Raw genomic sequence first — 24,853 nt, forward strand, 5'->3', positions numbered from 1 at the left:
GGGCGCGCAGGCCGCTACAATGCGGGTTTGCCCTTGAACCGGACCGCCATGCAAGACCAGATCATCCAAGCGTTGCGCCAGAACGAGGCCGACCAGGCCGTGCAGCTGGCCCAGGCGTGGACCCGTGATGAACCCGGCCAGGCCGAGGCCCACCGCTGGCTGGCGCTTGCGCTGCAGCAGCAGGGCAAGGCCGAGGACGCGATGGAGGCCCTGCAGCAGGCGCTGCAGCTGGCCCCGGACAACGCCCAGCTGCACCTGCAGCACGCCGGCCTGCTGCTGGCCCTGCGCCAGTTCGACGGCGCCGGCGAAGCACTGACGCGCACCACCGGGCTGGACCCGAACGCATTCGCCGCGTACCTGATGCAGGCCCACCTGGCGATCGGCCGCAACGATTTCGATGAAGCGCAGCGCCTGTCCACGCTGGCCTCGCGTGTCGAACCGGACCACCCGGAGCTGCTGACCATCGATGGCATGATCGCGCTGCGCCGCGATGATGCCGATCGCGCGCTGACGCTGCTGTCGGCCGCCAACCAGGCCCTGCCCAACGACATCCGCGTGCTTTACGCACTGGGCTTCGCCTACCTGGGCAAGAACATGCTGGCTTTCGCCGAGCAGGCGTTCCGGCGCGTGCTGGAACTGAACCCGACCATCGCCTCATTGCATGGCCTGGTGGTGCAGCTGGCCATGCGCCAGGGCAACCTGGAAGCTGCGGCAGAGGCGATGCAGATCGCGCTGCAGCAGGAAGGCCTGGATACGCCTTCGATGCGCCGCCTGGCCGGCGAACTGGCACTGCGCAGCGGCCAGCCGCTGCAGGCGCTGGAGCACCTGCTGCCGTTGCTGGAATCGCTGCCTGATGACCGCGACGTGCTGCAGCTGCTGCTGATGTCCTGGCAGCGCCTGGGCCGCGAAGACGAGGCCCGCGCACGACTGGATGCCGCCCTGGAGCAGCACCCGCAGCTGCACGACCTGTGGCTGGCACGCCTGGCGGTGGAGGAGGTCGGCAGTGCCACCGCCGCCGCCACGGTCGAGCGCTGGATGGACGCGATGCCGGGCCACCTGCCGGCGCTGGAAGCGCGCCTGCGCCTGCACGACATGGTGGGCGAACACGCCCAGGCCGAAGCGATCGCCGAGCGCATCGTCAGCCTCGAACCGGGCCGCGTCAGCGGCGAAACCCGCCTGGTCGAAGGCCTGCTGCAGCGCGATCCGGCCGCCGCGGTCGCCCGCGTGCAGGCGCTGATCGACATGGCACCGGAAGGCCACCGCGCCGACCTGCGCACCTGGCTGGGTGAGATCCAGGATCGCGCCGGGCAGCACGAAGATGCGCTGCAGACCTGGCTGGCCCTGCAGGCCGACCAGGCCCCGCAGCGCCTGCCGCTGCCGCCGCAGGCCAAGGCACCGCCGAGCTGGCCGGACAAGGGCGAGATCGACGGCGATGCCACCTCCGCGCCGATCTTCCTGTGGGGCGCGCCAGGGTCGGGCGTGGAGCGCGTGGCGACCGGCCTGGCCGCGGCCAGCCCGGTGCTGCGCAGCGACCGCTATACCTCCAACGCACCCGACGACGCGTTCCAGAACTACCACACGCTGCAGGACCTCGCCTCCGGCGTGCTGACCCCGGAGCGGCTGGTGCAGCGCTGGCGCGAACAGCTGCCGTCGCGCGGCGTGCAGGACGACGCGATCATCGACTGGCTGCTGTGGTGGGACAACGCGCTGCTGTGGGCGCTGCGCCCGCAGTTGCCGCAGGGCCGCCTGCTGGTGGTGCTGCGCGACCCGCGCGACATGCTGCTGGACTGGGTGGCCTATGGTGCCGCCGCGCCGCTGGCGATGACCTCGCTGGCCGAAGCCAGCGAATGGCTGGCGCGCGCGCTGGCCCAGGTCGCCGCTTTGCACGAGGACGATCTGTACCCGCAGGTGCTGCTGCGCATCGACCAGATCGGCAACGATCCGCAGGCGATGGCCGAACTGCTGGGCCGACTGTTCGAGCGGCCGATGCCGCCGGCCGCGCAGCTGGGCGCGCCGCGCTTCCCGCCGGGCCACTGGCGCAACTACCGCGACGTGATGAGCGCCGCCTTCGCCAAGCTCACCCCGATCGCGGTGCGCCTGGGTTACCCGGAAGAGTGAGGACACGCCGATGCAACTGAGCAGCCACAGCCTGACCAACGGTGCACCGATCGACCGCGAATTCGCCGCAGGCGATGCGGCGGGCTTCGCACCGGACCGCAATCCGCACCTGGCCTGGAGCGATGTGCCGGAGGGCACCCGTTCGTTCGTGCTGGTATGCGTCGATCCGGACGTGCCGACCGTGCCGGAGACGGTCGGCCGCACCGACATGAGCGTGCCGCGCGACCAGCCCCGCTGTGATTTCGTGCACTGGGTGATGGCCGATATTCCGGCTTCGGTGCGCGAGATTGCCGCAGGCAGCTGCAGCGACGGCTTCGTGGTGAAGGGCAAGACCACGCCGGCCGGGCCGGCCGGCAGCCGCCAGGGCCTGAACGACTTCACCGGCTGGTTCGCCGGCAACCCGGACATGGCCGGTGACTACCTGGGCTACGACGGCCCCTATCCGCCGTTCAACGACGAGCGCATGCATCGCTACTTCTTCCGCGTGTTCGCGCTGGACGTGGCATCGCTGCAGCTGCCGGCACGCTTCACCGCCGCCGACGCGTACCGGGCCATGCACGGCCACGTGCTGGCCGAAGCGACGCTGCACGGTACCTACACCTTGAACCCCGCATTGGCCTGAGCGGGCAATGTGCTTCTGTAGAGCCGAGCCCATGCTCGGCTGCTTTTCCCGATAGACAGCAGCCGAGCATGGGCTCGGCTCTACGACGCACAACGAAGAAGGGCGGCCTTGCGGCCGCCCTTCAAGTGCCAGCCGACTGACAGTCGGCTCTACATCACTTCTCGATGGCCGACTCGACCACCATGTCCAGCACATACGCCTGCGACGGCGCATCGGCCGGCGGGTTCTTCACTTCGTAGCGCTTCACGCGCACTACGTTGCGCACGCCGTCTTCGTGGGTGTAGCCCTCGATGTTGCCGTAGAAGTTCTCGAACTTGCCCGGCTCACCCTGCTTCAGGCCCTTGTCGTCGAACTTCACTTCGCGCACCTGCAGGCACTGGTAGTCCGGGATCAGCGGGTGCGAGCACTTCTCGGTCTTGGCGGCCACTTCCAGGAACACGGTTTCGCCGGCGCCGCCGTAGCGGGTTTCAGCGGTCGGTTCCGGGTTGAACACCAGCACGTCGCCCTTGGCGTTGGTCAGGGTCAGCTTGCCATCGGCATCCTGCTCGGCCTTCAGTTCGCCCTGCAGGCGGCTCGACACGGCTTCGTCCAGCGCCATCAGCGCCTTGTCGGTGCAGGCCATCATGGTCGAGGCCATCGCACTGACCGTCAGCTTGCCGTCGGCCAGGGTGTAGCCGCCGCCCATGCGGTTGCAGGTGTTGCTGACCGACAGGCGGCCATCAGCGAAGTCCAGGGTGACCGGCTTGTCTTCGCGGGCGAACAGCGCGTCGATGCGCTTGCCGTCGGCGCCGGTGGCCTGCTGCAGCAGCCAGTGCTGGCTCTGCAGGCGCTGCGCATCCAGGTGCGCCAGCGTCTGCTGGTCCGCTGCCTTGGTCGCGGCCGGGGCCACGTCGTCGCCGCCATTGCCGGCCGGGGCCGGGGTCTGGCTGCAGGCGGCCATCAGGGCCAGCGGGAGGAGCAGGGTGAGCTTGCGGTTCATGGTGATTCTCCTTGGGGAACCGTGGGGAAAACGGGGTGGGGCCGGCAATGGGGTTACCGTGCGGCCGGCGCTGTTCAGCTGCCGGAAGGCAACCACAGCAGCAACGCGGCGCCCAGCGCGATGCGGTAGATCGCAAAGGCGGTGAACCGGTGCGACTTGATGTAGCCCATCAGCCACTTCACTACGACGAAGCCGGTGATGGCCGCGGCAAGGAAGGCCACGCCCACGTCGGTCCAGTTCTCGCTGCCCAGCTGCCCGGCCTTGGCCATTTCCAGGAAGGTGTAGGCGCTGGCGGCGAACATGGTGGGAATGCCGACCAGGAACACGAACTCGGCGGCAGCGGCGCGACGGCTCAGGCCCAGCAGCATGGCCAGGAAGATCGCCGAGGCCGAGCGCGAGGTACCGGGGAACACGCCGGCCACGACCTGCGCCAGGCCCACGCCGATCGCCACTGTCCAGGTCACCTGGTCGCGGTCGGGCAGGCGCGCGGTGTAGGCCTCCACCAGCAGCATCCAGACGCCACCGATGATCAGTGCCCAGGCCACCGGGCTGACCGTCTCCGGCAGCGACCAGCCGGCCTTGCGCACCACCAGGCCGACCACGGCGGTGACCAGGAACGCAGCGCCCAGCTTGAACACGTACTCACGGTTCTCGCGTTGGTTCAAGCCGGTGGCCAGCTGCAGCAGGCGCTGGCGGAACACCAGCACCACGGCCACGATCGCGCCGGCCTGGATGACGATGTTGAAGAAGTCCGAGCGGGCACCCAGCCAGTGCTGGGCGATGAGCAGGTGGCCGGTGCTGGAGATCGGCAGGAATTCGGTCAAGCCTTCGAGGATGCCCAGCAGCAGGGCGGAGAGCAGGTCGGACATGGACGGTGCGGGCACGCGCGGCGGAAGGAAGAAGGTCGAGAGGATAGACGATCCCTGCTGCACCAAACGGGTGCGTCTGTTGGCGGGCGCACCGGTTTGGTGCGCACCGTTCTGCACCGGCGCGGGGCAGCCATATTGAAATCAACGACTTGCGGGTATCGAAAAGTTGGCACGGTCATTGCTGTACCTCAGCAGGCATTCATCCCCATCCGAGGTCGTACCGATGTCCGTGGAAAACGTTGAGAAGCTGATCAAGGACAACCAGATCGAGTTCGTCGATCTGCGTTTCGTGGATATGCGTGGCGTCGAGCAGCACGTCACCTTCCCGGTCAGCATCGTCGAACCGTCGCTGTTCGAAGAAGGCAAGATGTTCGACGGCAGCTCGATCGCCGGCTGGAAGGGCATCAACGAATCGGACATGGTGCTGCTGCCGGACCCGTCCAGCGCCTACGTGGACCCGTTCTACGCCGATCCGACCATCGTGATCAGCTGCGACATCCTCGATCCGGCCACCATGCAGGCCTATGGCCGCTGCCCGCGCGGCATCGCCAAGCGTGCCGAGGCCTACCTGAAGTCCTCCGGCATCGCCGAAACCGCGTTCTTCGGCCCGGAGCCGGAATTCTTCATCTTCGACTCGGTCCGTTTCGCCAACGAAATGGGCAACACCTTCTTCAAGGTCGACTCGGAAGAAGCGGCGTGGAACAGCGGCGCCAAGTATGACGGCGCCAACAGCGGCTACCGTCCGGGCGTGAAGGGCGGCTACTTCCCGGTTCCGCCGACCGACACCCTGCACGACCTGCGCGCGGAAATGTGCAAGACCCTGGAACAGGTCGGCATCGAAGTGGAAGTGCAGCACCACGAAGTGGCCACTGCGGGCCAGTGCGAGATCGGCACCAAGTTCAGCACCCTGGTGCAGAAGGCCGACGAGCTGCTGCGCATGAAGTACGTCATCAAGAACGTTGCGCACCGCAACGGCAAGACCGTCACCTTCATGCCCAAGCCGATCGTCGGCGACAACGGCAGCGGCATGCATGTGCACCAGTCGCTGTCCAAGGGCGGCACCAACCTGTTCTCCGGTGACGGCTACGGTGGCCTGAGCCAGCTGGCGCTGTGGTACATCGGCGGCATCTTCAAGCACGCCAAGGCCATCAATGCCTTCGCCAACTCGGGCACCAACAGCTACAAGCGCCTGGTGCCGGGCTTCGAGGCGCCGGTGATGCTGGCCTATTCGGCCCGCAACCGTTCGGCCTCGTGCCGCATTCCGTGGGTGTCCAACCCGAAGGCGCGCCGCATCGAAATGCGCTTCCCGGATCCGATCCAGTCCGGCTACCTGACCTTCACCGCGCTGATGATGGCCGGCCTGGACGGCATCAAGAACCAGATCGACCCGGGTGCACCGAGCGACAAGGACCTGTACGACCTGCCGCCGGAGGAAGAGAAGCTGATCCCGCAGGTCTGCTCCTCGCTGGACCAGGCGCTGGAAGCGCTGGACAAGGACCGCGAGTTCCTCAAGGCCGGCGGCGTGATGAGCGATGACTTCATCGACGGCTACATCGCGCTGAAGATGCAGGAAGTGACCAAGTTCCGCGCGGCCACCCACCCGCTGGAATACCAGCTGTACTACGCCAGCTGACCGGGCGCGATGGCGGTGGGTCCCCCCTCCCGCCCGCCGCCATCGCTTCCGTTCTCGCGGCTGGGGAGCCGCAAGGCGGGCGCAGGCCCGCCGTTGTAGAGCGGGTCGCTGGCCCGCTGCAGTACAGCGGACTGCCGGTCCGCTGAAACAGGGGCAAGAGAGACCGGATACGCGACCAGGGCCGCCCTCCCTCCCGCGTCGGTCGTGCAAGGAGAGAGGCACGGCCGTCCCGGCCCTGTACGTGTCCGGTGCAACAGCCACGGTCATCACCTGATGACCCGTGGTTGCCTGATGCCAACGCGCGCTGGCGCGCTGGCCCCATCCACCCTCGGGACATGCGCATGAAACTGATCTCCGCCATCATCCGACCGTTCAAGCTCGACGAGGTCCGCGAGGCCCTGTCCGATGCAGGCGTGTCGGGCATCACCGTGACCGAAGTGAAAGGTTTCGGTCGCCAGAAGGGCCACACCGAGCTGTATCGCGGCGCCGAGTACGTCGTCGATTTCCTGCCCAAGATCAAGATCGAAACGGTGGTCACCGACGAGCGTGCCGACGCGGTGATCGAAGCGATCCAGTCGTCGGCAGGCACCGGCAAGATCGGTGACGGCAAGATCTTCGTCACCGCCGTCGAACAGGTCATCCGCATCCGCACCGGCGAAATCGGTGCCGACGCGCTGTAACCCCCTTCCGGAGACTCCCCCAATGAAGATGCGCCTTCTCACCGGGTGGCAAGCCCGGTTCCACCTGGTGTGCCTGTTGATGCTGCTCAGCGCGCTGGCCGCCGGTGCGTGGCCGGGCAGCGCCCATGCCCAGGCACAGGTGTCGCCGCTGCCGAGCGAAACCGTGGCGGTCGAGCCGCTGCACGATCCGGCCGCCACCGCCGCTGCGCCGGCCGTGGCCGAAGCGGCCGCCGCCTATGATCGTGGCGACGTCGCCTGGATGCTCACCTCCACGTTGCTGGTGCTGCTGATGGTCGTGCCGGGCCTGGCCCTGTTCTACGGCGGGCTGGTGCGTTCGAAGAATGTGCTGTCGGTGCTCAGCCAGATCCTGGTGGTGTTCTCGCTGGTGCTGCTGCTGTGGGTGGCCTACGGCTACAGCGCGGTGTTCAGCGCGGGCAATCCATTCTTCGGTTCGTTCACCGAATTCGCCTTCCTCAAGGGCTTCACGCCCGACTCGGTGGGCAACACGCCGATCAAGGGCCTGCCGGACTACCTGTTCGTCGCCTTCCAGTCGACCTTCGCCGGCATCACCACCGCGCTGATCGTCGGTGCCTTTGCCGAGCGCATCAAGTTCCGTGCGGTACTGCTGTTCTCGGCACTGTGGTTCACCCTCAGCTACATCCCGATGGCGCACATCGTCTGGGGTGGCGGTTACCTGGGTGAACTGGGCGCGATCGACTTCGCCGGTGGCACCGTGGTCCACATCAACGCGGGCGTGGCCGGCCTGGTCGGCGCGTGGTTCGTCGGCAAGCGCCTGGGCTACGGCCAGACCGCGCTGAAGCCGCACAACGTACCGTTTACCTACATCGGCGCCATGCTGCTGTGGGTGGGCTGGTTCGGCTTCAATGCTGGTTCCGCCGCCGCCGCCGATACGGTGGCCTCGCTGGCCTTCCTCAACACCGTGCTGGCCACCGCTGCCGCGGTGCTCGGCTGGACGCTGGTGGAAGCGATCGGCAAGGGCAAGCCGTCGGCACTGGGCGCGGCCTCGGGTGCGGTGGCCGGCCTGGTCGGCATCACCCCGGCCTGCGGCACGGTCGGCCCGCTCGGCGCGATCGTGATCGGCTTCGTCGCCGGCGTGGTCTGCGTGTGGGGCGTGACCGGCCTCAAGCGCCTGCTCAAAGTGGACGACACGGCCGACGTGTTCGGTGTGCATGGTGTCGGCGGCATCGTCGGCGCGATTCTCACCGGCGTGTTCAGTGCACAGTCGCTGGGCGGTACCAAGGCCGATCTGGATATCGCCCATCAGGTGTGGGTGCAGGTGGTCAGCGTCGGCCTGACCGTGGCGTGGTCGGCGGTGATGACCGCGGTCATCCTGCTGGTGGTCAAGGTCGTGGTCGGCCTGCGCGTGACCGAAGAGGCCGAACGCACCGGCCTGGATGTGACTTCGCACGGCGAGTCTGCCTACGAGGCCTGATGCATGACGGGCGGCCCTGCGGGGCCGCCTTTTGCGTTTGGTCGGTGCCAGGCTTGCCTGGCACTGCTCCTGCTCTGGTGGGTGCCGACCGTTGGTCGGCACGGCGGCATGCATCATCGCGCCTGATCGCGCACAATCGGGCCATGCACCCGATCCGCACGTCCCTGATGCTCTCGGCCTGCCTGCTGGTGGCCGCCTGCGCCTCCACGCCGCAGGAAACCCGCAACCCGCTCGCGACCTGGGTGCCGTCACCTAACCAGAACGCGCGCACGCCGGTCATCATCGTCATCCACCACACCGAGCAGAAGTCGGTGCAGCAGAGCCTGCATACGCTGCGTACCGCCAACAGCGGTGGACCGGTCAGTGCACACTACCTGATCGGCGCCGATGGCCATCGCTACCAGCTCGTCGCCGATGAGCGCCGTGCCTGGCATGCCGGCGCCGGGCGCTGGGGCACCATCACTGATCTCAACTCGGCTTCGATCGGCATCGAGCTCGACAACGATGGCCGCAGCCCGTTCAGTGCGGCACAGATCGAATCGCTGATCGTGCTGCTGCGCGACCTCACCACGCGCCTGAACATCCCGCCGCGCCAGGTGATCGGCCATGCCGACCTGGCGCCGACGCGCAAGCAGGATCCGAACCGCTTCTTCCCATGGCAGCAGCTGGCCGAGGCCGGCTTCGGCGTGTGGCCGCGCGCGGCCGACGGCGCGGCACCGGAAGGATTCGACGCGTGGAATGCGCTGGCCCGCTTCGGTTATCCGCTCGACAACCGCGAAGCCACCGTCGCCGCCTTCCACCGCCGGTTCCGTGGCCGCGACGACCTGCCGAAGACGCTGGATGCCGAGGACGCCCGCATCCTGCATTCGTTGCTGCTGCAGATGCCGTGACCCCGCGCATGAACGCTTGACCCCGCGCTGGGTTGCCGCCCAGCGGCCGGCACTCCACCATGGCGGCATGATCGATTCCGCTACCTTCTTCAAGCGCACGCACTGGACCCTGTTGGCAGCGGTGGTGCTCGCAGGCTGTTCCACCACCGCTCCGCGCGCAGGCTCCGAAGCGCCCACGCCGACCTCGCCGCCGGCGGCCACCTACGCCAAGGTCGACTGGAAAGCCCTGCCCGCAGTCTCCGATGCTGATCTGCAGGCCGGCTTCGTGGCTTGGCGCAGCAGCTGCGCCCGCCTGAAGAACGACGCTGTCTGGGCCAAACCCTGCGCCACCGCCGCCGCGGTGTCAGACAAGGACCCGGCCGCGATCCGCCAGTTCCTGCAGCGCGATCTCGATGCCTACGCGCTGCGTGCCGGTGGCCATCAGGCCGACGGGCTGATTACCGGCTACTACGAGCCGATCTACCCCGGCAGTCTTACCCGTACCGATAAGGCCACGGTGCCGGTGTACGGCACGCCGGATGATCTGGTGGTGGTGCAGCTGGAGAGCCTCTACCCGGAACTGAAGGGCAAGCGCCTGCGCGGGCGCGTCGAAGGCAAAGTACTCAAGCCCTATGACGACGCCGGCACCATCGCGGCCAAGGGCGCCAAGGCGCCGGTGCTGGCCTGGCTGACCGACCCGATGGACCTGCAGCTGCTGCAGATCCAGGGCTCGGGCCGGGTGCGCCTGGGCGACGGCACGCAGATTCGGCTGGCCTACGCGGAACAGAACGGCCACCCCTACCGTGCGATCGGCCGTTGGCTGGTGGACCAGGGCCAGCTGAAGAAGGAAGACGTCACCATGGACGCCATCCGCGCCTGGGCACGGGCCAACCCTGCGCGCGTGCCGGAACTGCTGCGCAGCAATCCCAGCTACGTGTTCTTCGTGCGCACCCCGGACAGCCCGGAAGGCCCGCGCGGTTCACTGAATGTGCCGCTCACCGCCGGTTACAGCGTGGCAGTGGACCGCACCGTGGTGCCGCTGGGCAGCCTGCTGTGGCTGTCCACCACGCGCCCGGACGGCAGCCCGGTGGTGCGCCCGGTGGCCGCGCAGGACACCGGCGGCGCCATCGCCGGTGAAGTGCGCGCCGACCTGTACTGGGGCAGCGGCGACGCCGCCGGCAAGCTGGCCGGCGACATGAAGCAGAAGGGCAACATCTGGATGCTGTGGCCGAAGGGCGTGCCCCTGCCGAACTGAACCAGCAGGGGTCGGATCCCTTCCAAAGGAAAGGGCTCTGACCCCGGATGCCTGATAATGGCGCCATTCCGTACTTTCCGGCCGCGCCTGCGGCCAGGGCTCCTGCAATGACCTACGCAAAGCACAACGCAAAATCCGGCGCGAAATCCGCCGCAAAGAAGTACTACAAGCACTGGGCCGAATCGGGCCTGGGCAAGGGCAACGTGCTGATGGAGGCGCGCGGCGAGAAGATCGTGCGGCAGGTGGAAATCTACGGCACCAGGATGGTCTGGGCCGACGAGCATGCCCACAGCGACGACCGCTTCCTGCTGGCCGACCAGCCGGTGTCGTTCCTGGATTTCGACGAGGACGACGAAATCTCCGCGCGTGAATTCGAAGCCGCCTGGAAGAAGGCACGGGAAGCCACCGGCTACCCGGTGTAGTCCCTTCCGGCACCCGCCCTTTTAGCGCCGAGCCTTGCTCGACGCTGCAAAAGCGGGCACATGAAATGTTATATGATTACATTTCATCGCAACCGTCCCTTTCCCATGAAGACTCCCACCCTGGTGGCCGCCCTCGCGGCCGCACCGTTCGCCCCTGAAGCACTCGCACAGTCTGCCGACGCCGCGCTCACCCTCGGCAAGGTGCAGGTACATCAGCACGGCGAAGGCCAGCTCAGTGCGCACCAGGTGCTGACCTCGGTGGACGTCCTGGGTGCAGACCAGATTGAAAACCGCAACGTCTCGCACAGCTGGGAACTGCTCGGGCAGATGCCCGGCATCCAGCTCACCGAAACCCGGCAGGGTGCTGAATCGGGCAAGATCAGCTTCCGCGCCTTCAACGGTGAGGGCTACCTCAATGCCATCAAGACGCTGATCGATGGCATCCCCAGCAACGTCAACAGCGGCAACCAGCGCTTCATCGACATGCTGTTCCCGCTCGACATCAGCTACATCGAAGTAGTGCGCGGTACCAACGATCCGCGCTATGGCCTGCACAACATCGGCGGCAACGTGAACTTCGGTACGCGCCAGGGTGGCAGCTACACCGACGCGCGCCTGGCCTACGGCAGCTACAACACCCGCGATGCGCAGCTGGCAGTCGGCCGTGAAGCCAATGGCTTCGCCCAGAACTATTTCGTCGGCACCCAGGCCAGCGACGGCTACCGCGACCACGACACCTCGAAGAAATATTCGCTGGGCGGCAAGTGGTTCTACGGCTCGCTGGACGACGGCCTGCGCGTGGGACTGACCGCGCGTGCGTACCACCACGAAGCCGACGAACCCGGCTTCATGACCGCCGAGGAACTGCGCACGCATCGCCGTGGCAGCGAGCTGCGCAACGGCAACGATGGCGATGACCGCGACATGCGCCAGATCGCCGTGCACCTTGACCTGAAGCTGTCCGACGCGCTCACCTTCGGCACGCGGCTGTACTACAACCGCTATGAAGACGACCGCCGCGTGACCTTCAGCGACCTGCCCACCGGCAACCTGCCGCGCCAGCGCCGCGTGTGGGACGAGCGGCAGCATGGCCTGCTCAGTACGCTGACCTGGCAGGCCAGCCCCACGCTTACCGTCGAGGGTGGCCTGAACTACGAGCAGCAGGACAACGGCTACCTCCGCGAGCGCTACGCCTACGCCGAACCCACTGATTTCGGCCAGCCCCCGGCGCGGGTGCAGAACAACGATCGCCACAGCTTCGACAACTGGGGTGCCTACGTACAGGCCATCTACCAGCCGGTCGAGGCCTGGAAGATCGTGCCGGCCTACCGCGTCGACCGTTTCAGTGGCCGCACCCACCTGACGAACGGCGTCACCGGCCGCCTGCAGGACTACGGCAGCATCGGCCAGCCCAAGCTGAGCATCATCCACAGCCTGGGCCAGGCCACCCACGTCTACGCGAACTGGGGCCGCACCTTCCAGGTGCTGACCGGCTCCACCGCACCGGCCTACCTCACCCCGGGGCAGGCGCCCTTGCAGCCGTCCACCAACACCGGCATGGAGCTGGGCCTGAAGTTCCAGCCGTTCGCGGGAAGCCAGGCACGCCTGGCGGTGTGGCAGCAGGATGCGGAAAACGAGGTGTCCAACATGCCAGCCACCGGCACCACGGTCACCCTGGGCAAGACCCGCCGGCGCGGCGTGGATGCGCAGCTGAGCCTGCAGCTGGGCGAAGACTGGACGGTGTGGGCGTCGCACGCCTACCAGGAAGCGAAGATCACCCGCGACGACCGCGATGCCAGCATTTCACTGCAGGGCCGCGAAGTGGCCGCCACCCCGCGCCATATCAGCAACCTGGGCGTGGATTACCGCGCCTGTGATGCGCTGCGGTTGGGCCTGCAGGCACGTGCACAGGGCGATTACTACCTGGAAGAGCGTAACGTGGCCGGCAAGTTCGGTGGTTTCGCCGTGCTCGACCTCAGTGCTGCCTATCAGCTCACCCCGCGTTTCAGCGTGGACCTGCAGCTGAAGAACGTGACCGGCCGCGAGTACGCCTACGCCTGGTACGACAGCTTCTTCTGGGACAGCGCCCGCCCGATGTTCTCGCCGGCACCGGGCCGCAGCGTGTTCGTCGGCCTCAACATGAAGCTGTAACCGGCCACGCATGGGGTCGTGGTCGAGCTTGCTCGACCTGCGGCAGGGGGTCAGAGCCCTTTCCAGGCGGAAAGGGATCCGACCCCGGACCCCGCAGCGCATGGGGTCAGATCCCTTTCCGCCTGGAAAGGGCTCTGACCCCGAACCTCGCGTTTTGCACTACATTGGTGCAATGTCCGACCCCGCACCGCCGCCGACTCTTGACGCCCTGGGCACGCCGCTGGCCTGGGCCGGGGCCGATGGCCGCATCATCGGCTGCAACCCGGCCTTCGGGCGCTGGCTGGGCGTCAGCGGGCGCCGCCTGCTGGGCCAGCCACTGGCCGCACTGGAAGTGCAGGGCGAAGCTCTGGCCCACTTCCTGGCCCGCGATGAGCGCGACAGCCTGCGCCTGAACCGGCTGGCGCTGGCGGTGCCCGGCGAAGCGCCGCGCTTCGCCGAGGGCTGGATGAGCCGCCGCGACGATGGTGGCTGGCTGCTGGAGGCGCATCCGGTCGATGAATTCCCCGGGCTGGACCCGACCCAGGCCCTGCCCAGCGCGCTCAGCGCGGCGCTGAAGGGCTTGGCCCACGAGCTGCGCAACCCGCTGGCCGGGTTGAAGGGTGCGGCCCAGCTGCTGGCCCGCCGCGCGGCCCAGCGCGAGGCCAGCGAACGCGAGCTGATCGAGCTGATCGGCTCGGAGATCGAGCGCCTCAACGGCCTGCTTGACCAGCTGTTGTCGCCGGCCCCGGCTGCGCCGCATGCGGAACTGAACATCCATGCCGCGCTCGAGCGCGTGCTGCGCCTGGCCGAGAACGAGGCCGGCTGGGCGGTGCGCCTGCAGCGCGACTACGACCCCAGCATTCCCGAATTCCACGGCGACGCCGACCGCCTCACCCAGGCGGTGTGGAACCTGGTGCGCAACGCGATCCAGGCCGGCGCCGGCAACATCACCCTGCGCACCCGCGTGGAGCATGGCGTGCGCATCGCCGAGCAGCTGCACACGCTGGCGTTGCGCCTGGAGATCGCCGACGACGGCCGTGGCGTGCCGGAGGAACTGGCCGAACACCTGTTCCTGCCGCTGGTCAGTGGCCGCGCCGAAGGCACTGGCCTGGGCCTGGCGCTGGCCCAGCAGGTGGCGCGCGAGCACCGCGGCACGCTGACCTACCGCTCGCGCCCGGGCCATACCGTGTTCACTCTGCTGCTGCCGATCGTCAGTGGCGCCGCCCCGGCCGAGGAGGCCCCGCGCGATGTCTGAGTCTTCTTCGTCCCCGCAGCGCATCTGGGTGGTCGATGACGATCGTGCCGTGCGCTTCGTGCTGTGCACCGCGCTGCGCGAGGCGGGCTACCAGGTTGTCGATTTCGACAGCGCTGCGGCTGCCCTGCAGGCCCTGGGCGAAGGCGCGCCGCCGGCGCTGCTGTTCACCGATGTGCGCATGCCTGGCGACGATGGCCTGGTGCTGTTGGACAAGCTCAAGGCCGCGCTGCCGCAGCTGCCGGTGGTGGTGATGTCGGCCTATACCGATGTCGCCAGCACGGCCGGTGCGTTCCGCGGTGGCGCGCATGAATTCCTGTCCAAGCCGTTCGATCTGGACGATGCGGTGGCACTGGCGCAGCGGGTGTTGCCGGCCGTTGCACCGGCACTCGCGGCACCCACACCTGCGGCGGAAGCGCATAGCGACCAGCCGCCGCAACTGGTGGGTGATACGCCGCCGATGCGCGCGCTGTTCCGCGCCATTGGTCGCCTGGCGCAGGCACCGCTGGCGGTGCTGATCACCGGCGAGACCGGCACCGGCAAGGAGCTGGTGGCCAATGCGCTGCATCGCGAATCACCGCGCGCGCTGGCTCCGTTCGTCGCGCTCAATACCGCTGCAATCCCGTCCGAGCTGCTGGAAAGCGAGTTGTTCGGCCACGAGGCCGGTGCCTTCACCGGTGCGCAGCGCCGCCACATCGGCCGCTTCGAGCAGGCCAACGGTGGCACGCTGTTCCTGGATGAGATCGGCGACATGCCGTTGCCGCTGCAGACCCGCCTGCTGCGTGTGCTGGCGCAGGGTGAGTTCTTCCGCGTCGGTGGCCGCGAGCTGATCCGCGTCGACGTGCGCGTGGTGGCCGCCACCCACCAGGATCTGGAGGGACTGGTCGCGCACGGGAAGTTCCGCGCAGATCTGCTGCACCGCCTGGACGTGGTGCGCCTGCAGCTGCCGCCACTGCGCGAGCGCCGCGAGGACATCGCGCAATTGGCCAGCACCTTCCTGGCTGCCGCCGCACGCAAGCTGGATACGCCGCCGAAGCGCCTGACCGCCGCGGCCCTGCAGGCGCTGCGCGAGCACGACTGGCCGGGCAATGTGCGCGAGCTGGAAAACGTGTGCTGGCGGATGGCCGCGCTGGCCGCCGCCGACACCATCGGCGTGGCCGATGTCGATACCGCGCTGAACCGCGCGCGCGGGCGCCGCAGCAGTACCAGCGCAGCCGATCCGGGGCAGTGGGAAGCGCTGCTGGCCGAATGGGCGCGCCGTCAGCTGGCCGAAGGCGTGGAAGGGCTGCACGCGCAGGTGCGCGAGCGGGTCGACCATGCCCTGCTGGAGGCCGCGCTGCAGATCACCCACGGCCGCCGCGCCGAAGCCGCTGCCCGTCTCGGCCTCGGCCGCAATACCCTTACCCGCAAGCTGGGCGCCGGGCGCCGTCGCGGGGGCCATTGAACGGTCCCTGCACGCGATCCTCGCACCGGCTTGCCGAACCGTTGATCGTTCATGGACGATGCAATGCTTAGTGTCACCTGCAAGGAGTCTTCGATGCGTCTGCCCTTTGCCATCCTGCCGTTGTCCGCCGCCGTGCTGCTGTGTGCCTGTGGCAGTGCGCCGAAGAAGGCCGAACCCACGCCGCCACCGCCGACCGTGGTCAGTGCTGCGAAGCAGGGCGAGGCCAATCTCGCACCGGCCTCGGCCAGCATTGTCAGTGGCCGCATCGCGCTGATGGTGGAGCCCGGTGGCATCCACATCACTGGCCTGGTCGGTGGCCTGCAGCCGATGCAGCAGGCCGGCTTCCACATCCATGAGCGCGGCGACTGCAGTGCGGTGGATGCCAGCAGTGCCGGCAATCACTTCAATCCCGGTGGTGCTGCGCATGGCCGCGCCGGCACCGGCAAGCACCACCTGGGCGACATGGACAATCTGCGTGCCGATGCCCAGGGCCGCGCCAACGTCGATATCCACCTCAAGGGGGTTACCCTTGGCGGAGGCGCCGCCACCGATATCGCCGGACGCGCACTGGTCGTGCATGCCAACGCCGACGACTATCGCAGCCAGCCCGCCGGCAATGCCGGCGTCCGCATCGCCTGTGGCGTGATCCGGGTCGTCCGCTGATCACTGCAGGCATCATCGAGGGAGAGATTCCAATGCGTCTGATCCACACTTCGCTGTTTGCGGCCATCGCCGCGCTGGGCCTGGCGGCCTGCAACCAGCAGCCCGCCGCGCCGCAGACTGAAACCCCGCCGGCCGCGCCGGCCGACGGCGCCACCACCGAGCCGGCTGCAGCCCCGGCACCGGCGGCGGCACCGACGGGCGATGCTTCGGCAACGGCCGAACTGGCACCGACCCAGGGCAACGAGACCAAGGGCAGCGTCACCTTCAAGGTGGTTGATGGCAAGGTCCACGTGACCGGCCAGATCACCGGCCTGAAGCCGGGCAGCGAACATGGCTTCCACATCCACGAGAAGGGCGACTGCAGCGCGCCGGACGGCATGAGCGCCGGCGGCCACTTCAACCCGGGCAAGCAGGATCACGGCAACGTCGCCACCGATCCGCACCACGGCGGCGACATGCCCAACATCAAGGCCGACGACAAGGGCGTGGCCACCATCGACGGCCCGGTGTCGAGCAACGTCAACATCGGCAAGGGTGATGACTTCGACATCATCGGCCGCGGCCTGATCGTCCACGCCGATGCGGACGACTACAAGACCCAGCCGACCGGCAATGCCGGCGCGCGCCTGGCCTGTGCGGTGATCCAGAAGGCCCCGTAAGAAACAAAGAACGCCGGCACAAGCCGGCGTTTTTCTTTGCATCGCTTTCTGTAGAGCCGAGCCCACGCTCGGCTGCTCTTCCGGCGGCCTGAGCCGAGCATGGGCTCGGCGCTACAACACGCGGCGGCCGCTTCCTGTCAGCGCGCCAGCAGTTCGCGCGCGTCCTGGCCGGCCTCGCAGTGCACGAACAGTACCGGCACGCCATGTGCTTCCAGCACCGCGGCCATCTGTCGCTGACGCATCAGGAACTGCTCGTAGATGCCCTTCAGGCGATCGCAGTCGTTCTTGCTGTGGCTGTAGTGCGCGCACCAACCGGCCGGGTCGAACAGCGCCATGCGTGCTTCGCCATGCGTATAGCGCAGCAGCGGCTCGGGCGCGGCATTGAGCCACTCGTCCTCGCCCGGCGCCATGATCGCGGTCTCGATCAGCGGCCACAGTGCGGCCAGGCCCTGGTTGTCGTACTGCATCGACATCATCGCGGCCAGGTCGTTCACGGTGAAATAGCGCGCGTGCTCGATGCGGGCACCGAAGGTGTTCTGCGCCATCAGCGCGGTGTCGGCGTGCGCCATGCCGTTGGCCAGCAAGGTTTCTTCCAGCGCATCGGCGACCGCACTGGTGGTGGCCACGTCGCTGCCGGTCAGCAGGAACGGCACCACGCGCAGGCCACCGCCCACCAGCGTGGCATCGGCCTGGAACGGCAGTGGCACGTCACCTTCGGCATCGGTACCGAAGGCCAGCAGGCGCGGGCCCTGGTTGCGGCCCGGGGCACGCATCTGCAGTTCTTCCAGGCGGCGATGGATCGGCCAGCCCGGACGCAGCACTTCGGCCGGGTCGAAATGCGCGGCGGCGAACACCAGGTCCAGCTCGGCCACCTGTGGCACCAGCTTGGCCAGGTCACGGCCGACGCGTTCGGCCAGTTCACCGGCCTGTTCAGCGCTGAGCACCGCCTGGCGGGGGATTTCGCCGCCGGCCAGTTCCAGGGCCAGCACGCCAAGGGCATTCATCGCGGGGTCGGGTTTGCTCATGGTTCCACGGTTGGCCCATCACAGGGCGGCAGCTACACTTGGCTCCATTATGCCTGCTCCGTCGTGCAGGCCATGTTGCAGACACCCTCATCCATGCCAGGTATCTCCATGCCCAACGCTCGTCCCGTCGCCATCCTCGGTGGCGTCCGCATTCCGTTCTGCCGCCAGAACACCGCGTATTCGGATGTCGGCAACCTCGGCATGTCGGTCCGTACGCTGGGTGCGCTGGTCGAACGGTTCGGCCTGCATGGCCAGCAGCTGGGTGAAGTGGCAATGGGTGCAGTGATCAAGCACTCCAGCGACTGGAACCTGGGCCGCGAAGCCACGCTGTCGTCCGGCCTGTCGCCGCTGACCCCGGGCATCACCCTGCAGCGTGCCTGCGGTACCTCGCTGGACAGCATCATCACCGTGGCCAACAAGATCGCGCTGGGCCAGATCGAATCGGGCATCGGCGGTGGTTCGGACACCACCTCCGACGTGCCGATCGTCTACGGCAAGAAACTGCGTGCACGCCTGCTGGCGGCCAACCGCGCCAAGAGCACCGGCGACAAGATCCGTGCGCTCACCGCCGGCTTCAAGTTCTCCGAGCTCAAGCCCGAGTTCCCGGGCGTGGCCGAGCCGCGCACCGGCAAGAGCATGGGCGACCACTGCGAGGACATGGCGAAGGAGTGGAACATCTCGCGCGACTCGCAGGATGAGTGGGCGGTGTCGTCGCACAAGAAGCTGGCCGCCGCCTACGAGCGTGGCTTCTTCAACGACCTGATCGCACCGTTCCGTGGCGTCGAGCGCGACAACATCCTGCGCCCGGACACCTCGCTGGAAAAGCTGGCCACGCTGAAGCCGGCGTTCGACAAGGTTTCCGGGCGTGGCACGCTCACCGCCGCCAACTCCACCCCGCTGACCGACGGTGCCGCTGCAGTGCTGCTGGCCAGCGAAGAGTGGGCACGCGCGCATGGCCATGAACCCCAGGCTTACCTGCGTGACGCGCACGTGGCCGCGGTGGACTTCGTGCACGGCGAAGGCCTGCTGATGGCACCGACCATCGCGGTGCCGGAGATGCTCAAGCGCAACGGCCTGACCCTGCAGGACTTCGACATCTACGAGATCCACGAAGCCTTTGCCGCGCAGGTGTTGTGCACCCTGCGTGCGTGGGAGAGCGAGGACTACTGCCGCAACCGCCTGGGCCTGGACGCGCCGCTGGGCCGCATCGACCCGGACAAGATCAACCTGCTGGGCTCGTCGCTGGCCACCGGCCACCCGTTCGCCGCTACCGGCGCACGCGTGATCGCCACGGCAGCCAAGCAGCTGGCCGAACGCGGCGGTGGCCGCGCACTGGTGTCGATCTGCACCGCTGGCGGCATGGGCGTGGTGGCGATCGTCGAGCGCTGAGCATCACGGTAGTACCGGCCGCTGGCCGGCAGTGCTGGTACGAAAACGCCGCCCAATGGGCGGCGTTCTTTTTTGCATCGGTGGGTGCCGACCGTTGGTCGGCACGCTTCACGGCAACCTCGGATTACCGAACTCGTCGCGCTCTTCGTTGGCGTCATAAACCGGCGGCTGTGCAACGATGGGCTGCTCCTCCACCGTGGCGCGCAGCGGCGTCTCGGTACCACGCACCAGTTCCACGCTGTCCTCGCCGCGCTGCAGGCGCAGCGCATTGGCCAGGCACTGCGCGGCCAGCGCGTGTTCGCCACGTTGCGCGAACACTTCACCCAGCGCTTCCCACGCCGGTGCACCGGCGCCAGCGGCAATGGCCTCGTGCAGGAACGCATCGGCGGCCTCCCATTGCTGCTGGCCCAGGGCCACGCGGCCCTGTGCCAGGCGCAGGGCGGCCGAGTCATCGTGCACGTTGCGCCAGCGTGCCAGATTGGCCTGGCGGGTGGCCAGGCGCTCGGCGGGCAGGCGGCCATACAGCGCCACCAGATCGTCATTCCAACGCTGGTCCAGTGCCTGTTCCAGCGCCAGCAGCGCCGGCTCATCCCAGTCCAGCGCCACCGCACGGGTGGCATAGGCGCCCACCACGTCCGGGGTGGGGCGCAGCGCCTTCGGGGTGGCCTCCCACTGTGCGGCCAGCGCGTTGACGTCGGCCGCTTCCAGCAGCGCCTGTGCGGCCAGGCGTGCCTCCAGTTCGCTGTTCGCGTCGGCCGGCAGCACCTTGCTCTGGCGCAGCGCACCCAGCTGGCCATACGCTTCGTGGGCGCGGCCGGCCTGTGCCAGCGCTTCGGTACGCAGCCACAGGCCGCGTGGTGGCAGCGGCTGGATCGCCGCTACGTCCAGCGCGTTGATCGCATCGACCGGCAGATCGCGCGCCAGCAGCTGTTCGGCGCGCAGCAGTGCCTGCAGGGTGGCGTCACTTTCACCCAGGCGCTGCAGCAGCGCGTCTCCGGCGGGGCCGTCGGCCCGTGCCTGCGCGCTACGCACGGCAGTGGCCAGTGCCACCGCGCTCACTTCCGGGTCCCTGGCGGCACCGTCCAGCAGCTTCTCCGCACGCTGCCACTGGCCATGCTCGTAGGCCTGCAGGCCGTCGATCAGGCGCACCCGGCCCTGCTTGCGGCGATAGCGGCCCCAGGCACGGAACGGTGCAGCGATCAGGCTCCACAGCAGCCACAGCACCAGCACCGTGATCACTGCCAGCAGCGCTACCTTCGGCAGGTTGCTGTGATAGTCGTAGCCGCCGTAGCGCAGGGTCACTTCGCCGAAGCGGTTCAGGTCATCGGCGCCGAGCCATTGCGCGGCGACCACGCCGATGGCCACGGCCAGCAACAGCACGACCAGGGATTGCAGGGGTTTCATGCGGGCTTACCTCCGGTCGGTCTGGGTGCGCAGTTGTTGCAGGGTGCTGCCAAGAACAGCGTCGCTGGCCTGCAGCGGAAGTTCGCGCAGGGCCTTCAGTTCAGCACGTTGTGCGCGCAGGGCCGGTGAATCCGGCCAGCGCCGCTGTGCCCAGTGCTCCACGCGGTCCAATGCGGTGTTTCGGCCCGGGCGGTCGCCGCGCTCGATCGCGGCACGCGCCAACGTCAGTTCCAGCTGCAGGGCATCGTCGGCGTTGCGCTGTTCGGCGGCAGTCAGTGGGCCGTTCTGGCGGCTCGGGGTGATGTCCACGAACGGTGCCAGCGTGGCCTGCCACCACGGCTTGGCGGTGCTGCTGCCGGTCGTGCCGGTGATCTGCGAGGGCAGGCCCTGCAACGCCCGGGCCACAGCATCCAGACGCTGCAGCGACTGCACGCGCGGGCCACTGCCGAGCGCATCCAGTGCCTCGCGCTCCTGCACCAGCGCCTGGCGCAGGTTCAGGCCGTCGGCGTCGGGCAGATCGGCCAGCGCGGTGGCGGCCTGTGCATACAGGCGGCGTGCGCCGTCCACGTCGTCGGCGTAGTTCAGACGCTGCGCAGCCTGGGTCAACAGCAGCTCGGCCTCGTCGCGCTGCACCGCCTGGCGGCCCTGGTTGGCGCTGTCGGCCAGCTTGGCCAGGTTCTCTTCCAGCAAAGCGCTGCGCTGCGAGAGTCCCAGCATCTCGTCGCGCAGCACGCGGTTGGTGGTCGCCGCGTCCTGCAGGCGCTGGCTGGTCGCACGCTGGTCACGGCGCAGCGCATCCAGCGTGGCCTCCAGGCCCTTCAGCTGTACGGCCGTGGTCTGTGCCTGCGCTTCCTGTTCGCGCTGTTGCTGCTGCCAGACGTACCAGCCGGCATAACCGCCCGCGCCGAGCACGACCACGGCGGCCAGCGGCAGCAGCCAGCGCACGGGTCGACGGGGTGGGGGTGCGGGCGGCGTATCGTTCATCGGGCTTCCTTGTCGGCAACGGCGCCGGTCGGGGTGCCGGCAGGCTGCGTTGTGCACAGCATCACCGTTGCCGACGGCAGCGGCAAGCGTGATCCACGTCCCTGTTCAGGTCGCTGCCGGGACGGTGAGCGTGGCGTGTGCAGCGGCCACCAGCTGCGCAGCGGTGGGGCCGGTGCTGCGTGTGATGCGCTGCAGGCCGAGCGCCTGCGCCTGTTCGCCGAGGCGGTCACTGGCAACCACCACGCGGGCAGACGCCCGCAGGCGCTGCTGCCCGGCCGGCGGAAGCTGTTGCCAGAAATGCTGCAGGGCTTCGCCACTGCTCACGGCCAGCACCCACGGCTGTGCTGAATGCGCCAATCGCGCCAGCGTTCGCGGGGGCAGTCGCAGCAGGCGACGCTGGTAGACATCGGCACGTTCGATCGTGGCGCCCGCCGCCTGCAGCTGCGCGGCAATCAGGCCACGCCCGCCGGGGGCGGTCACCAGGCCGATGCGCAGGCCCTGTACGTCGGCCAGCACCGGCAGCGCCAGCAGCCCCTCGCTGTCCATCCGCTGCGGCGCGTGCACCTCGGTGATGCCGTGTGCCTGCAATGCGCGCGCAGTGCCTTCGCCCACGGTCAGCCACGGGCTGCACTGCACGTCGGCCAGCGGCAGCAGGGACGCGGCTGCGGCAACGGCGGCCGGGCTGGTGAACACCACCCGGTCGCAGTTCAGCGCGCGTTGCAGCTGGCGCACCACAGCCGTGCCATGCAGGCGCTGCAGGCGCCAGGGCGCCAGGGCCAGGACATTCCCGCCCAGCCCGGCAACGGCGCGGCGCAGCGCCACGTTCTGGCCCCGCGGGCGCAGCGAGATCAGGGTCCAGCGTGGGCCGGAACGGGTGGCGCCAGTGGGTATCGTATGGTCGACCATTGCCTGCATTATGCGGGCCCTTCGTTGTCGTGGTCGCTGCTCCGATGTCCGTTGATGCCCTGACTTCCTCGTTGGCCGCCCTGCAGGACGTGCTGGACTGCATGCCGGCGGTCCGCGCCATGCAGATCCAGCTCGACGGCTACGCCGATGGCGTGCTGCGCATCACCGCGCCGCTGGCGGCCAACGTCAATGACAAGGGCAACGCCTTCGGCGGCAGCCTGGCCTCGGTGCTGACCCTGTCCGGCTGGGCGCTGGTCAGCCTGCGCCTGCGCTTGGCCGGGCACGATGCCGAGGTCTATGTGGCCGACAGCAACCTGCGCTACCTGGCGCCTGTCTATGAAGACCTGCACGCCCACGCCGAAGCGGCCGAGGCCACCGGCTGGGATGCCTTCCTGAACACCTTCCGGCAGCGCCGCAAGGCCCGCATCAGCATCATCGCCACCCAGCCCGGTGCCGATGGCAAGCCGGCCGCCGAATTCAGCGGTCGCTTCGTTGCCTTCGCCAAAGGGTAGGATGGCAGGCTGACGTTCCGGGGAAACCACTGATGCGCCGCCTCATCCAGTTCCTGATCTGTTCCCTGCTGCTGGCCAGCGCCGTGGCCTCGGCCGACGACCTCAGCCGCAAGCAGCGCAAGCTGCTGGAAGAGACCCAGATCGCCTACGGGGCGACCATCCGCTGGGGCAGCATGGACGATGCCATCGGCTACCTCGACCCCAAGCTGCGCAAGGAAAAGCCGCCCACCGAGTTCGAGCTCAACCGTTATGCGCAGCTGCGCGTGTCGTCCTATCGCGAGCGCAGCAGCGCCTCGCTGGACGGTGGCCTGGTCGAGCGCCGGGTCGAAATCGGGGTGATCAACCAGAACACCCAGGCCGAGCGCACCGTGGTCGTGGTCGAGCGCTGGCGCTGGGATCCGGAGGCCAAGCGCTGGTGGCAGACCGCCGGCCTGCCGGACCTGTGGAAGGGGCAGTGACGGGCCGCGTCCGGCTTGTGCGACAATCGGCGCCCGCTTAATCGACCCGTGACCTGAGTGAATTACGAAGAGTTGCTGGCCTTTGCAGGCCGAAACCCGATGCTGTCCGCGGCCCTGGTCGGCCTGACCGTGGCCATCATCGTCACCGAGATCCGCCGCCTGTTCCGGGGCTTCAAGGGCATCAAGCCCGCCGAACTGACCCAGCTGATGAACGCGGGCGGCACGGTGGTGGTCGACCTGTCGGCCAGCGGTGACTTCGAGAAGGGCCACATTGCCGGCAGCCGCAATGCCCAGGCCAGTGCCTTCGGCCCGGAAAACAAGCTGGTGGCCAATGCCAAGCAGTCGCCGGTGGTGCTGGTGTGCCGCAGCGGCAACGCTTCGGAAACCGCCGCCAAGGCGCTGAAGAAGGCCGGTTTCGAGAAGGTCTACGTGCTCGACGGCGGCATTCCCGCCTGGCAGCAGGCCGAGCTGCCGCTGGTCAAGGGCCGCAACTGATTGCCGCAGGTGGCGGATCCGGCCTTGTATGGGCCTGATGCCGCCCCCATCGCAGTAATTCGACCATCGTTTTCATTGCATTCATTGGAGTTACTGGAAATGTCCGAAGAGATCACCAACGGCGCCGCTGCGCCGGTCGATGCCGCTACCGGCCCCGCTTTCACCGTCGAGAAGATCTACGTCAAGGACGTCTCCTTCGAGTCGCCGAACGCACCGACCATCTTCAATGACCAGGTGCAGCCGGAGCTGCAGCTGAACCTGAACCAGCAGGTGCAGCGCCTGGGTGAGAACGCCTTCGAAGTCGTGCTGGCCGTGACCCTGACCTGCCAGGCCGGTGAGCGCACCGCCTACGTGGCCGAAGTGAAGCAGGCCGGCGTGTTCGGCCTGGTCGGCCTGGACCCGCAGTCGATCGACGTGCTGCTCGGCACCCAGTGCCCGAACATCCTGTTCCCGTACGTGCGCCAGCTGATCAGCGACCTGATCCAGGCCGGCGGCTTCCCGCCGTTCTTCCTGCAGCCGATCAACTTCGAAGGCCTGTACGCAGAAACCCTGCGCCAGCGCCAGGAGCAGGGCGACGCACCGTCGCTGGCTGACTCCGAGCCGGCCGGCAACGCCTGATTCCTGTCGCGACG

24 protein-coding genes are annotated in these 24,853 nt (G+C 68.2%); 18 read left to right on the plus strand and 6 right to left on the minus strand.

Annotation, left to right across the window (positions count from 1 at the left end; all coding sequences use genetic code 11):
* The first annotated feature begins 48 nt into the window (after positions 1-48).
* Both AC5P7X_RS16385 and AC5P7X_RS16390 read left to right on the plus strand, forming a co-directional pair.
* Positions 49-2,118 carry a tetratricopeptide repeat protein gene (locus AC5P7X_RS16385; RefSeq protein WP_005420971.1) on the plus strand — a complete coding sequence of 690 codons (2,070 nt, stop codon included), beginning with the start codon at positions 49-51 and terminating at the stop codon, positions 2,116-2,118.
* Positions 2,119-2,128: 10 nt separating this feature from the next.
* A complete protein-coding gene (locus AC5P7X_RS16390; protein ID WP_053499954.1) occupies positions 2,129-2,740 on the plus strand; it encodes a YbhB/YbcL family Raf kinase inhibitor-like protein in 612 nt (203 codons plus the stop codon).
* 154 nt (positions 2,741-2,894) lie between these two features.
* Here AC5P7X_RS16390 and AC5P7X_RS16395 read toward each other — a convergent pair whose 3' ends face one another.
* Complete coding sequence (locus tag AC5P7X_RS16395) at positions 2,895-3,719, minus strand: META and DUF4377 domain-containing protein (protein ID WP_005420968.1); 825 nt, start codon at positions 3,717-3,719, stop codon at positions 2,895-2,897.
* Between the two features lie 74 nt (positions 3,720-3,793).
* A complete protein-coding gene (locus tag AC5P7X_RS16400; protein WP_053499956.1) occupies positions 3,794-4,588 on the minus strand; it encodes an undecaprenyl-diphosphate phosphatase in 795 nt (264 codons plus the stop codon).
* Between the two features lie 223 nt (positions 4,589-4,811).
* On the opposite strand from AC5P7X_RS16400, the gene glnA reads away from it, so the two are divergent.
* The 11 genes from glnA (at position 4,812) to AC5P7X_RS16455 (ending at position 17,048) form a co-directional block, all read left to right on the plus strand.
* A complete protein-coding gene (gene glnA, locus AC5P7X_RS16405) occupies positions 4,812-6,221 on the plus strand; it encodes a type I glutamate--ammonia ligase (protein WP_005420964.1) in 1,410 nt (469 codons plus the stop codon).
* 341 nt (positions 6,222-6,562) lie between these two features.
* On the plus strand, positions 6,563-6,901 hold the full coding sequence (locus tag AC5P7X_RS16410) for a P-II family nitrogen regulator (protein ID WP_004134334.1): 339 nt from the start codon (positions 6,563-6,565) through the stop codon (positions 6,899-6,901).
* 22 nt (positions 6,902-6,923) lie between these two features.
* Complete coding sequence (gene amt, locus AC5P7X_RS16415; RefSeq protein WP_095378437.1) at positions 6,924-8,354, plus strand: ammonium transporter; 1,431 nt, start codon at positions 6,924-6,926, stop codon at positions 8,352-8,354.
* Between the two features lie 143 nt (positions 8,355-8,497).
* Positions 8,498-9,244, plus strand: a complete 747-nt coding sequence (locus AC5P7X_RS16420) for an N-acetylmuramoyl-L-alanine amidase (RefSeq protein ID WP_253135092.1) — start codon at positions 8,498-8,500, stop codon at positions 9,242-9,244.
* 67 nt (positions 9,245-9,311) lie between these two features.
* The gene (mltA, locus tag AC5P7X_RS16425) at positions 9,312-10,478 is read left to right on the plus strand and encodes a murein transglycosylase A (protein ID WP_372485012.1); all 1,167 of its coding nucleotides are present in this window, start codon (positions 9,312-9,314) and stop codon (positions 10,476-10,478) included.
* A 107-nt stretch (positions 10,479-10,585) separates the two neighbouring features.
* Positions 10,586-10,900: a hypothetical protein gene (locus AC5P7X_RS16430; RefSeq protein ID WP_053497806.1), complete on the plus strand. Its 315-nt coding sequence runs from the start codon at positions 10,586-10,588 to the stop codon at positions 10,898-10,900.
* A 105-nt stretch (positions 10,901-11,005) separates the two neighbouring features.
* Positions 11,006-13,051 carry a TonB-dependent receptor gene (locus AC5P7X_RS16435; protein ID WP_495215155.1) on the plus strand — a complete coding sequence of 682 codons (2,046 nt, stop codon included), beginning with the start codon at positions 11,006-11,008 and terminating at the stop codon, positions 13,049-13,051.
* Between the two features lie 172 nt (positions 13,052-13,223).
* Entirely contained in the window at positions 13,224-14,285 is a 1,062-nt protein-coding gene (locus AC5P7X_RS16440) for a two-component system sensor histidine kinase NtrB (RefSeq protein ID WP_053497820.1), read from the plus strand.
* Positions 14,278-15,726, plus strand: a complete 1,449-nt coding sequence (ntrC, locus tag AC5P7X_RS16445) for a nitrogen regulation protein NR(I) (RefSeq protein WP_495215156.1) — start codon at positions 14,278-14,280, stop codon at positions 15,724-15,726. Before AC5P7X_RS16440 ends, ntrC begins: the two co-directional genes overlap by 8 nt.
* A 93-nt stretch (positions 15,727-15,819) precedes the next feature.
* Entirely contained in the window at positions 15,820-16,389 is a 570-nt protein-coding gene (locus AC5P7X_RS16450) for a superoxide dismutase family protein (protein ID WP_495215158.1), read from the plus strand.
* A gap of 32 nt (positions 16,390-16,421) precedes the next feature.
* Positions 16,422-17,048, plus strand: coding sequence for a superoxide dismutase family protein (locus AC5P7X_RS16455; protein ID WP_053497798.1), 627 nt, complete (start codon positions 16,422-16,424; stop codon positions 17,046-17,048).
* A gap of 137 nt (positions 17,049-17,185) precedes the next feature.
* On the opposite strand, the gene AC5P7X_RS16460 is transcribed toward AC5P7X_RS16455, so the two are convergent.
* A complete protein-coding gene (locus tag AC5P7X_RS16460; RefSeq protein WP_065178704.1) occupies positions 17,186-18,073 on the minus strand; it encodes a hypothetical protein in 888 nt (295 codons plus the stop codon).
* Positions 18,074-18,166: 93 nt separating this feature from the next.
* Here AC5P7X_RS16460 and AC5P7X_RS16465 point away from each other — a divergent pair, with 93 nt between their 5' ends.
* Positions 18,167-19,462, plus strand: a complete 1,296-nt coding sequence (locus tag AC5P7X_RS16465; RefSeq protein ID WP_005420942.1) for an acetyl-CoA C-acetyltransferase — start codon at positions 18,167-18,169, stop codon at positions 19,460-19,462.
* Positions 19,463-19,570: 108 nt separating this feature from the next.
* On the opposite strand, the gene AC5P7X_RS16470 is transcribed toward AC5P7X_RS16465, so the two are convergent.
* From AC5P7X_RS16470 to AC5P7X_RS16480, 3 genes are all read right to left on the minus strand, one after another.
* Positions 19,571-20,866 (minus strand): heme biosynthesis HemY N-terminal domain-containing protein, encoded by a 1,296-nt coding sequence (locus tag AC5P7X_RS16470; RefSeq protein WP_495215159.1) that lies wholly within the window; start codon positions 20,864-20,866, stop codon positions 19,571-19,573.
* Between the two features lie 6 nt (positions 20,867-20,872).
* Positions 20,873-21,850: a uroporphyrinogen-III C-methyltransferase gene (locus AC5P7X_RS16475; RefSeq protein ID WP_053497792.1), complete on the minus strand. Its 978-nt coding sequence runs from the start codon at positions 21,848-21,850 to the stop codon at positions 20,873-20,875.
* A 105-nt stretch (positions 21,851-21,955) separates the two neighbouring features.
* Positions 21,956-22,765 carry a uroporphyrinogen-III synthase gene (locus AC5P7X_RS16480; protein ID WP_171958025.1) on the minus strand — a complete coding sequence of 270 codons (810 nt, stop codon included), beginning with the start codon at positions 22,763-22,765 and terminating at the stop codon, positions 21,956-21,958.
* A gap of 35 nt (positions 22,766-22,800) precedes the next feature.
* Between AC5P7X_RS16480 and AC5P7X_RS16485 the strand changes: the two genes are divergently transcribed.
* From AC5P7X_RS16485 to secB, 4 genes are all read left to right on the plus strand, one after another.
* The gene (locus AC5P7X_RS16485) at positions 22,801-23,268 is read left to right on the plus strand and encodes a YiiD C-terminal domain-containing protein (RefSeq protein WP_005407593.1); all 468 of its coding nucleotides are present in this window, start codon (positions 22,801-22,803) and stop codon (positions 23,266-23,268) included.
* 32 nt (positions 23,269-23,300) lie between these two features.
* Positions 23,301-23,726, plus strand: a complete 426-nt coding sequence (locus AC5P7X_RS16490; RefSeq protein ID WP_014035526.1) for a hypothetical protein — start codon at positions 23,301-23,303, stop codon at positions 23,724-23,726.
* Between the two features lie 57 nt (positions 23,727-23,783).
* Positions 23,784-24,221: a rhodanese-like domain-containing protein gene (locus tag AC5P7X_RS16495; RefSeq protein ID WP_053497787.1), complete on the plus strand. Its 438-nt coding sequence runs from the start codon at positions 23,784-23,786 to the stop codon at positions 24,219-24,221.
* 99 nt (positions 24,222-24,320) lie between these two features.
* A complete protein-coding gene (gene secB / locus AC5P7X_RS16500) occupies positions 24,321-24,839 on the plus strand; it encodes a protein-export chaperone SecB (RefSeq protein WP_005407596.1) in 519 nt (172 codons plus the stop codon).
* The last annotated feature ends 14 nt before the right edge of the window (positions 24,840-24,853 follow it).

Source organism: Stenotrophomonas sp. YJH_SMC_53 (genome assembly GCF_059369995.1).

What these genes read in the sequence shown, in the direction of transcription:
- AC5P7X_RS16395 (WP_005420968.1), bottom strand. Translation starts at nt 3,719, where the DNA reads ATGAACCGCAAGCTCACCCTGCTCCTCCCGCTGGCCCTGATGGCCGCC.
- secB (WP_005407596.1), top strand. Translation starts at nt 24,321, where the DNA reads ATGTCCGAAGAGATCACCAACGGCGCCGCTGCGCCGGTCGATGCCGCT.
- AC5P7X_RS16410 (WP_004134334.1), top strand. Translation starts at nt 6,563, where the DNA reads ATGAAACTGATCTCCGCCATCATCCGACCGTTCAAGCTCGACGAGGTC.
- AC5P7X_RS16435 (WP_495215155.1), top strand. Translation starts at nt 11,006, where the DNA reads ATGAAGACTCCCACCCTGGTGGCCGCCCTCGCGGCCGCACCGTTCGCC.
- AC5P7X_RS16490 (WP_014035526.1), top strand. Translation starts at nt 23,301, where the DNA reads ATGCGCCGCCTCATCCAGTTCCTGATCTGTTCCCTGCTGCTGGCCAGC.
- AC5P7X_RS16455 (WP_053497798.1), top strand. Translation starts at nt 16,422, where the DNA reads ATGCGTCTGATCCACACTTCGCTGTTTGCGGCCATCGCCGCGCTGGGC.
- AC5P7X_RS16450 (WP_495215158.1), top strand. Translation starts at nt 15,820, where the DNA reads ATGCGTCTGCCCTTTGCCATCCTGCCGTTGTCCGCCGCCGTGCTGCTG.
- AC5P7X_RS16400 (WP_053499956.1), bottom strand. Translation starts at nt 4,588, where the DNA reads ATGTCCGACCTGCTCTCCGCCCTGCTGCTGGGCATCCTCGAAGGCTTG.
- AC5P7X_RS16465 (WP_005420942.1), top strand. Translation starts at nt 18,167, where the DNA reads ATGCCAGGTATCTCCATGCCCAACGCTCGTCCCGTCGCCATCCTCGGT.
- AC5P7X_RS16440 (WP_053497820.1), top strand. Translation starts at nt 13,224, where the DNA reads ATGTCCGACCCCGCACCGCCGCCGACTCTTGACGCCCTGGGCACGCCG.
- AC5P7X_RS16420 (WP_253135092.1), top strand. Translation starts at nt 8,498, where the DNA reads ATGCACCCGATCCGCACGTCCCTGATGCTCTCGGCCTGCCTGCTGGTG.
- AC5P7X_RS16460 (WP_065178704.1), bottom strand. Translation starts at nt 18,073, where the DNA reads ATGAGCAAACCCGACCCCGCGATGAATGCCCTTGGCGTGCTGGCCCTG.
- mltA (WP_372485012.1), top strand. Translation starts at nt 9,312, where the DNA reads ATGATCGATTCCGCTACCTTCTTCAAGCGCACGCACTGGACCCTGTTG.
- AC5P7X_RS16390 (WP_053499954.1), top strand. Translation starts at nt 2,129, where the DNA reads ATGCAACTGAGCAGCCACAGCCTGACCAACGGTGCACCGATCGACCGC.
- AC5P7X_RS16385 (WP_005420971.1), top strand. Translation starts at nt 49, where the DNA reads ATGCAAGACCAGATCATCCAAGCGTTGCGCCAGAACGAGGCCGACCAG.
- glnA (WP_005420964.1), top strand. Translation starts at nt 4,812, where the DNA reads ATGTCCGTGGAAAACGTTGAGAAGCTGATCAAGGACAACCAGATCGAG.
- AC5P7X_RS16480 (WP_171958025.1), bottom strand. Translation starts at nt 22,765, where the DNA reads ATGCAGGCAATGGTCGACCATACGATACCCACTGGCGCCACCCGTTCC.
- AC5P7X_RS16430 (WP_053497806.1), top strand. Translation starts at nt 10,586, where the DNA reads ATGACCTACGCAAAGCACAACGCAAAATCCGGCGCGAAATCCGCCGCA.
- amt (WP_095378437.1), top strand. Translation starts at nt 6,924, where the DNA reads ATGAAGATGCGCCTTCTCACCGGGTGGCAAGCCCGGTTCCACCTGGTG.
- ntrC (WP_495215156.1), top strand. Translation starts at nt 14,278, where the DNA reads ATGTCTGAGTCTTCTTCGTCCCCGCAGCGCATCTGGGTGGTCGATGAC.
- AC5P7X_RS16475 (WP_053497792.1), bottom strand. Translation starts at nt 21,850, where the DNA reads ATGAACGATACGCCGCCCGCACCCCCACCCCGTCGACCCGTGCGCTGG.
- AC5P7X_RS16470 (WP_495215159.1), bottom strand. Translation starts at nt 20,866, where the DNA reads ATGAAACCCCTGCAATCCCTGGTCGTGCTGTTGCTGGCCGTGGCCATC.
- AC5P7X_RS16485 (WP_005407593.1), top strand. Translation starts at nt 22,801, where the DNA reads ATGTCCGTTGATGCCCTGACTTCCTCGTTGGCCGCCCTGCAGGACGTG.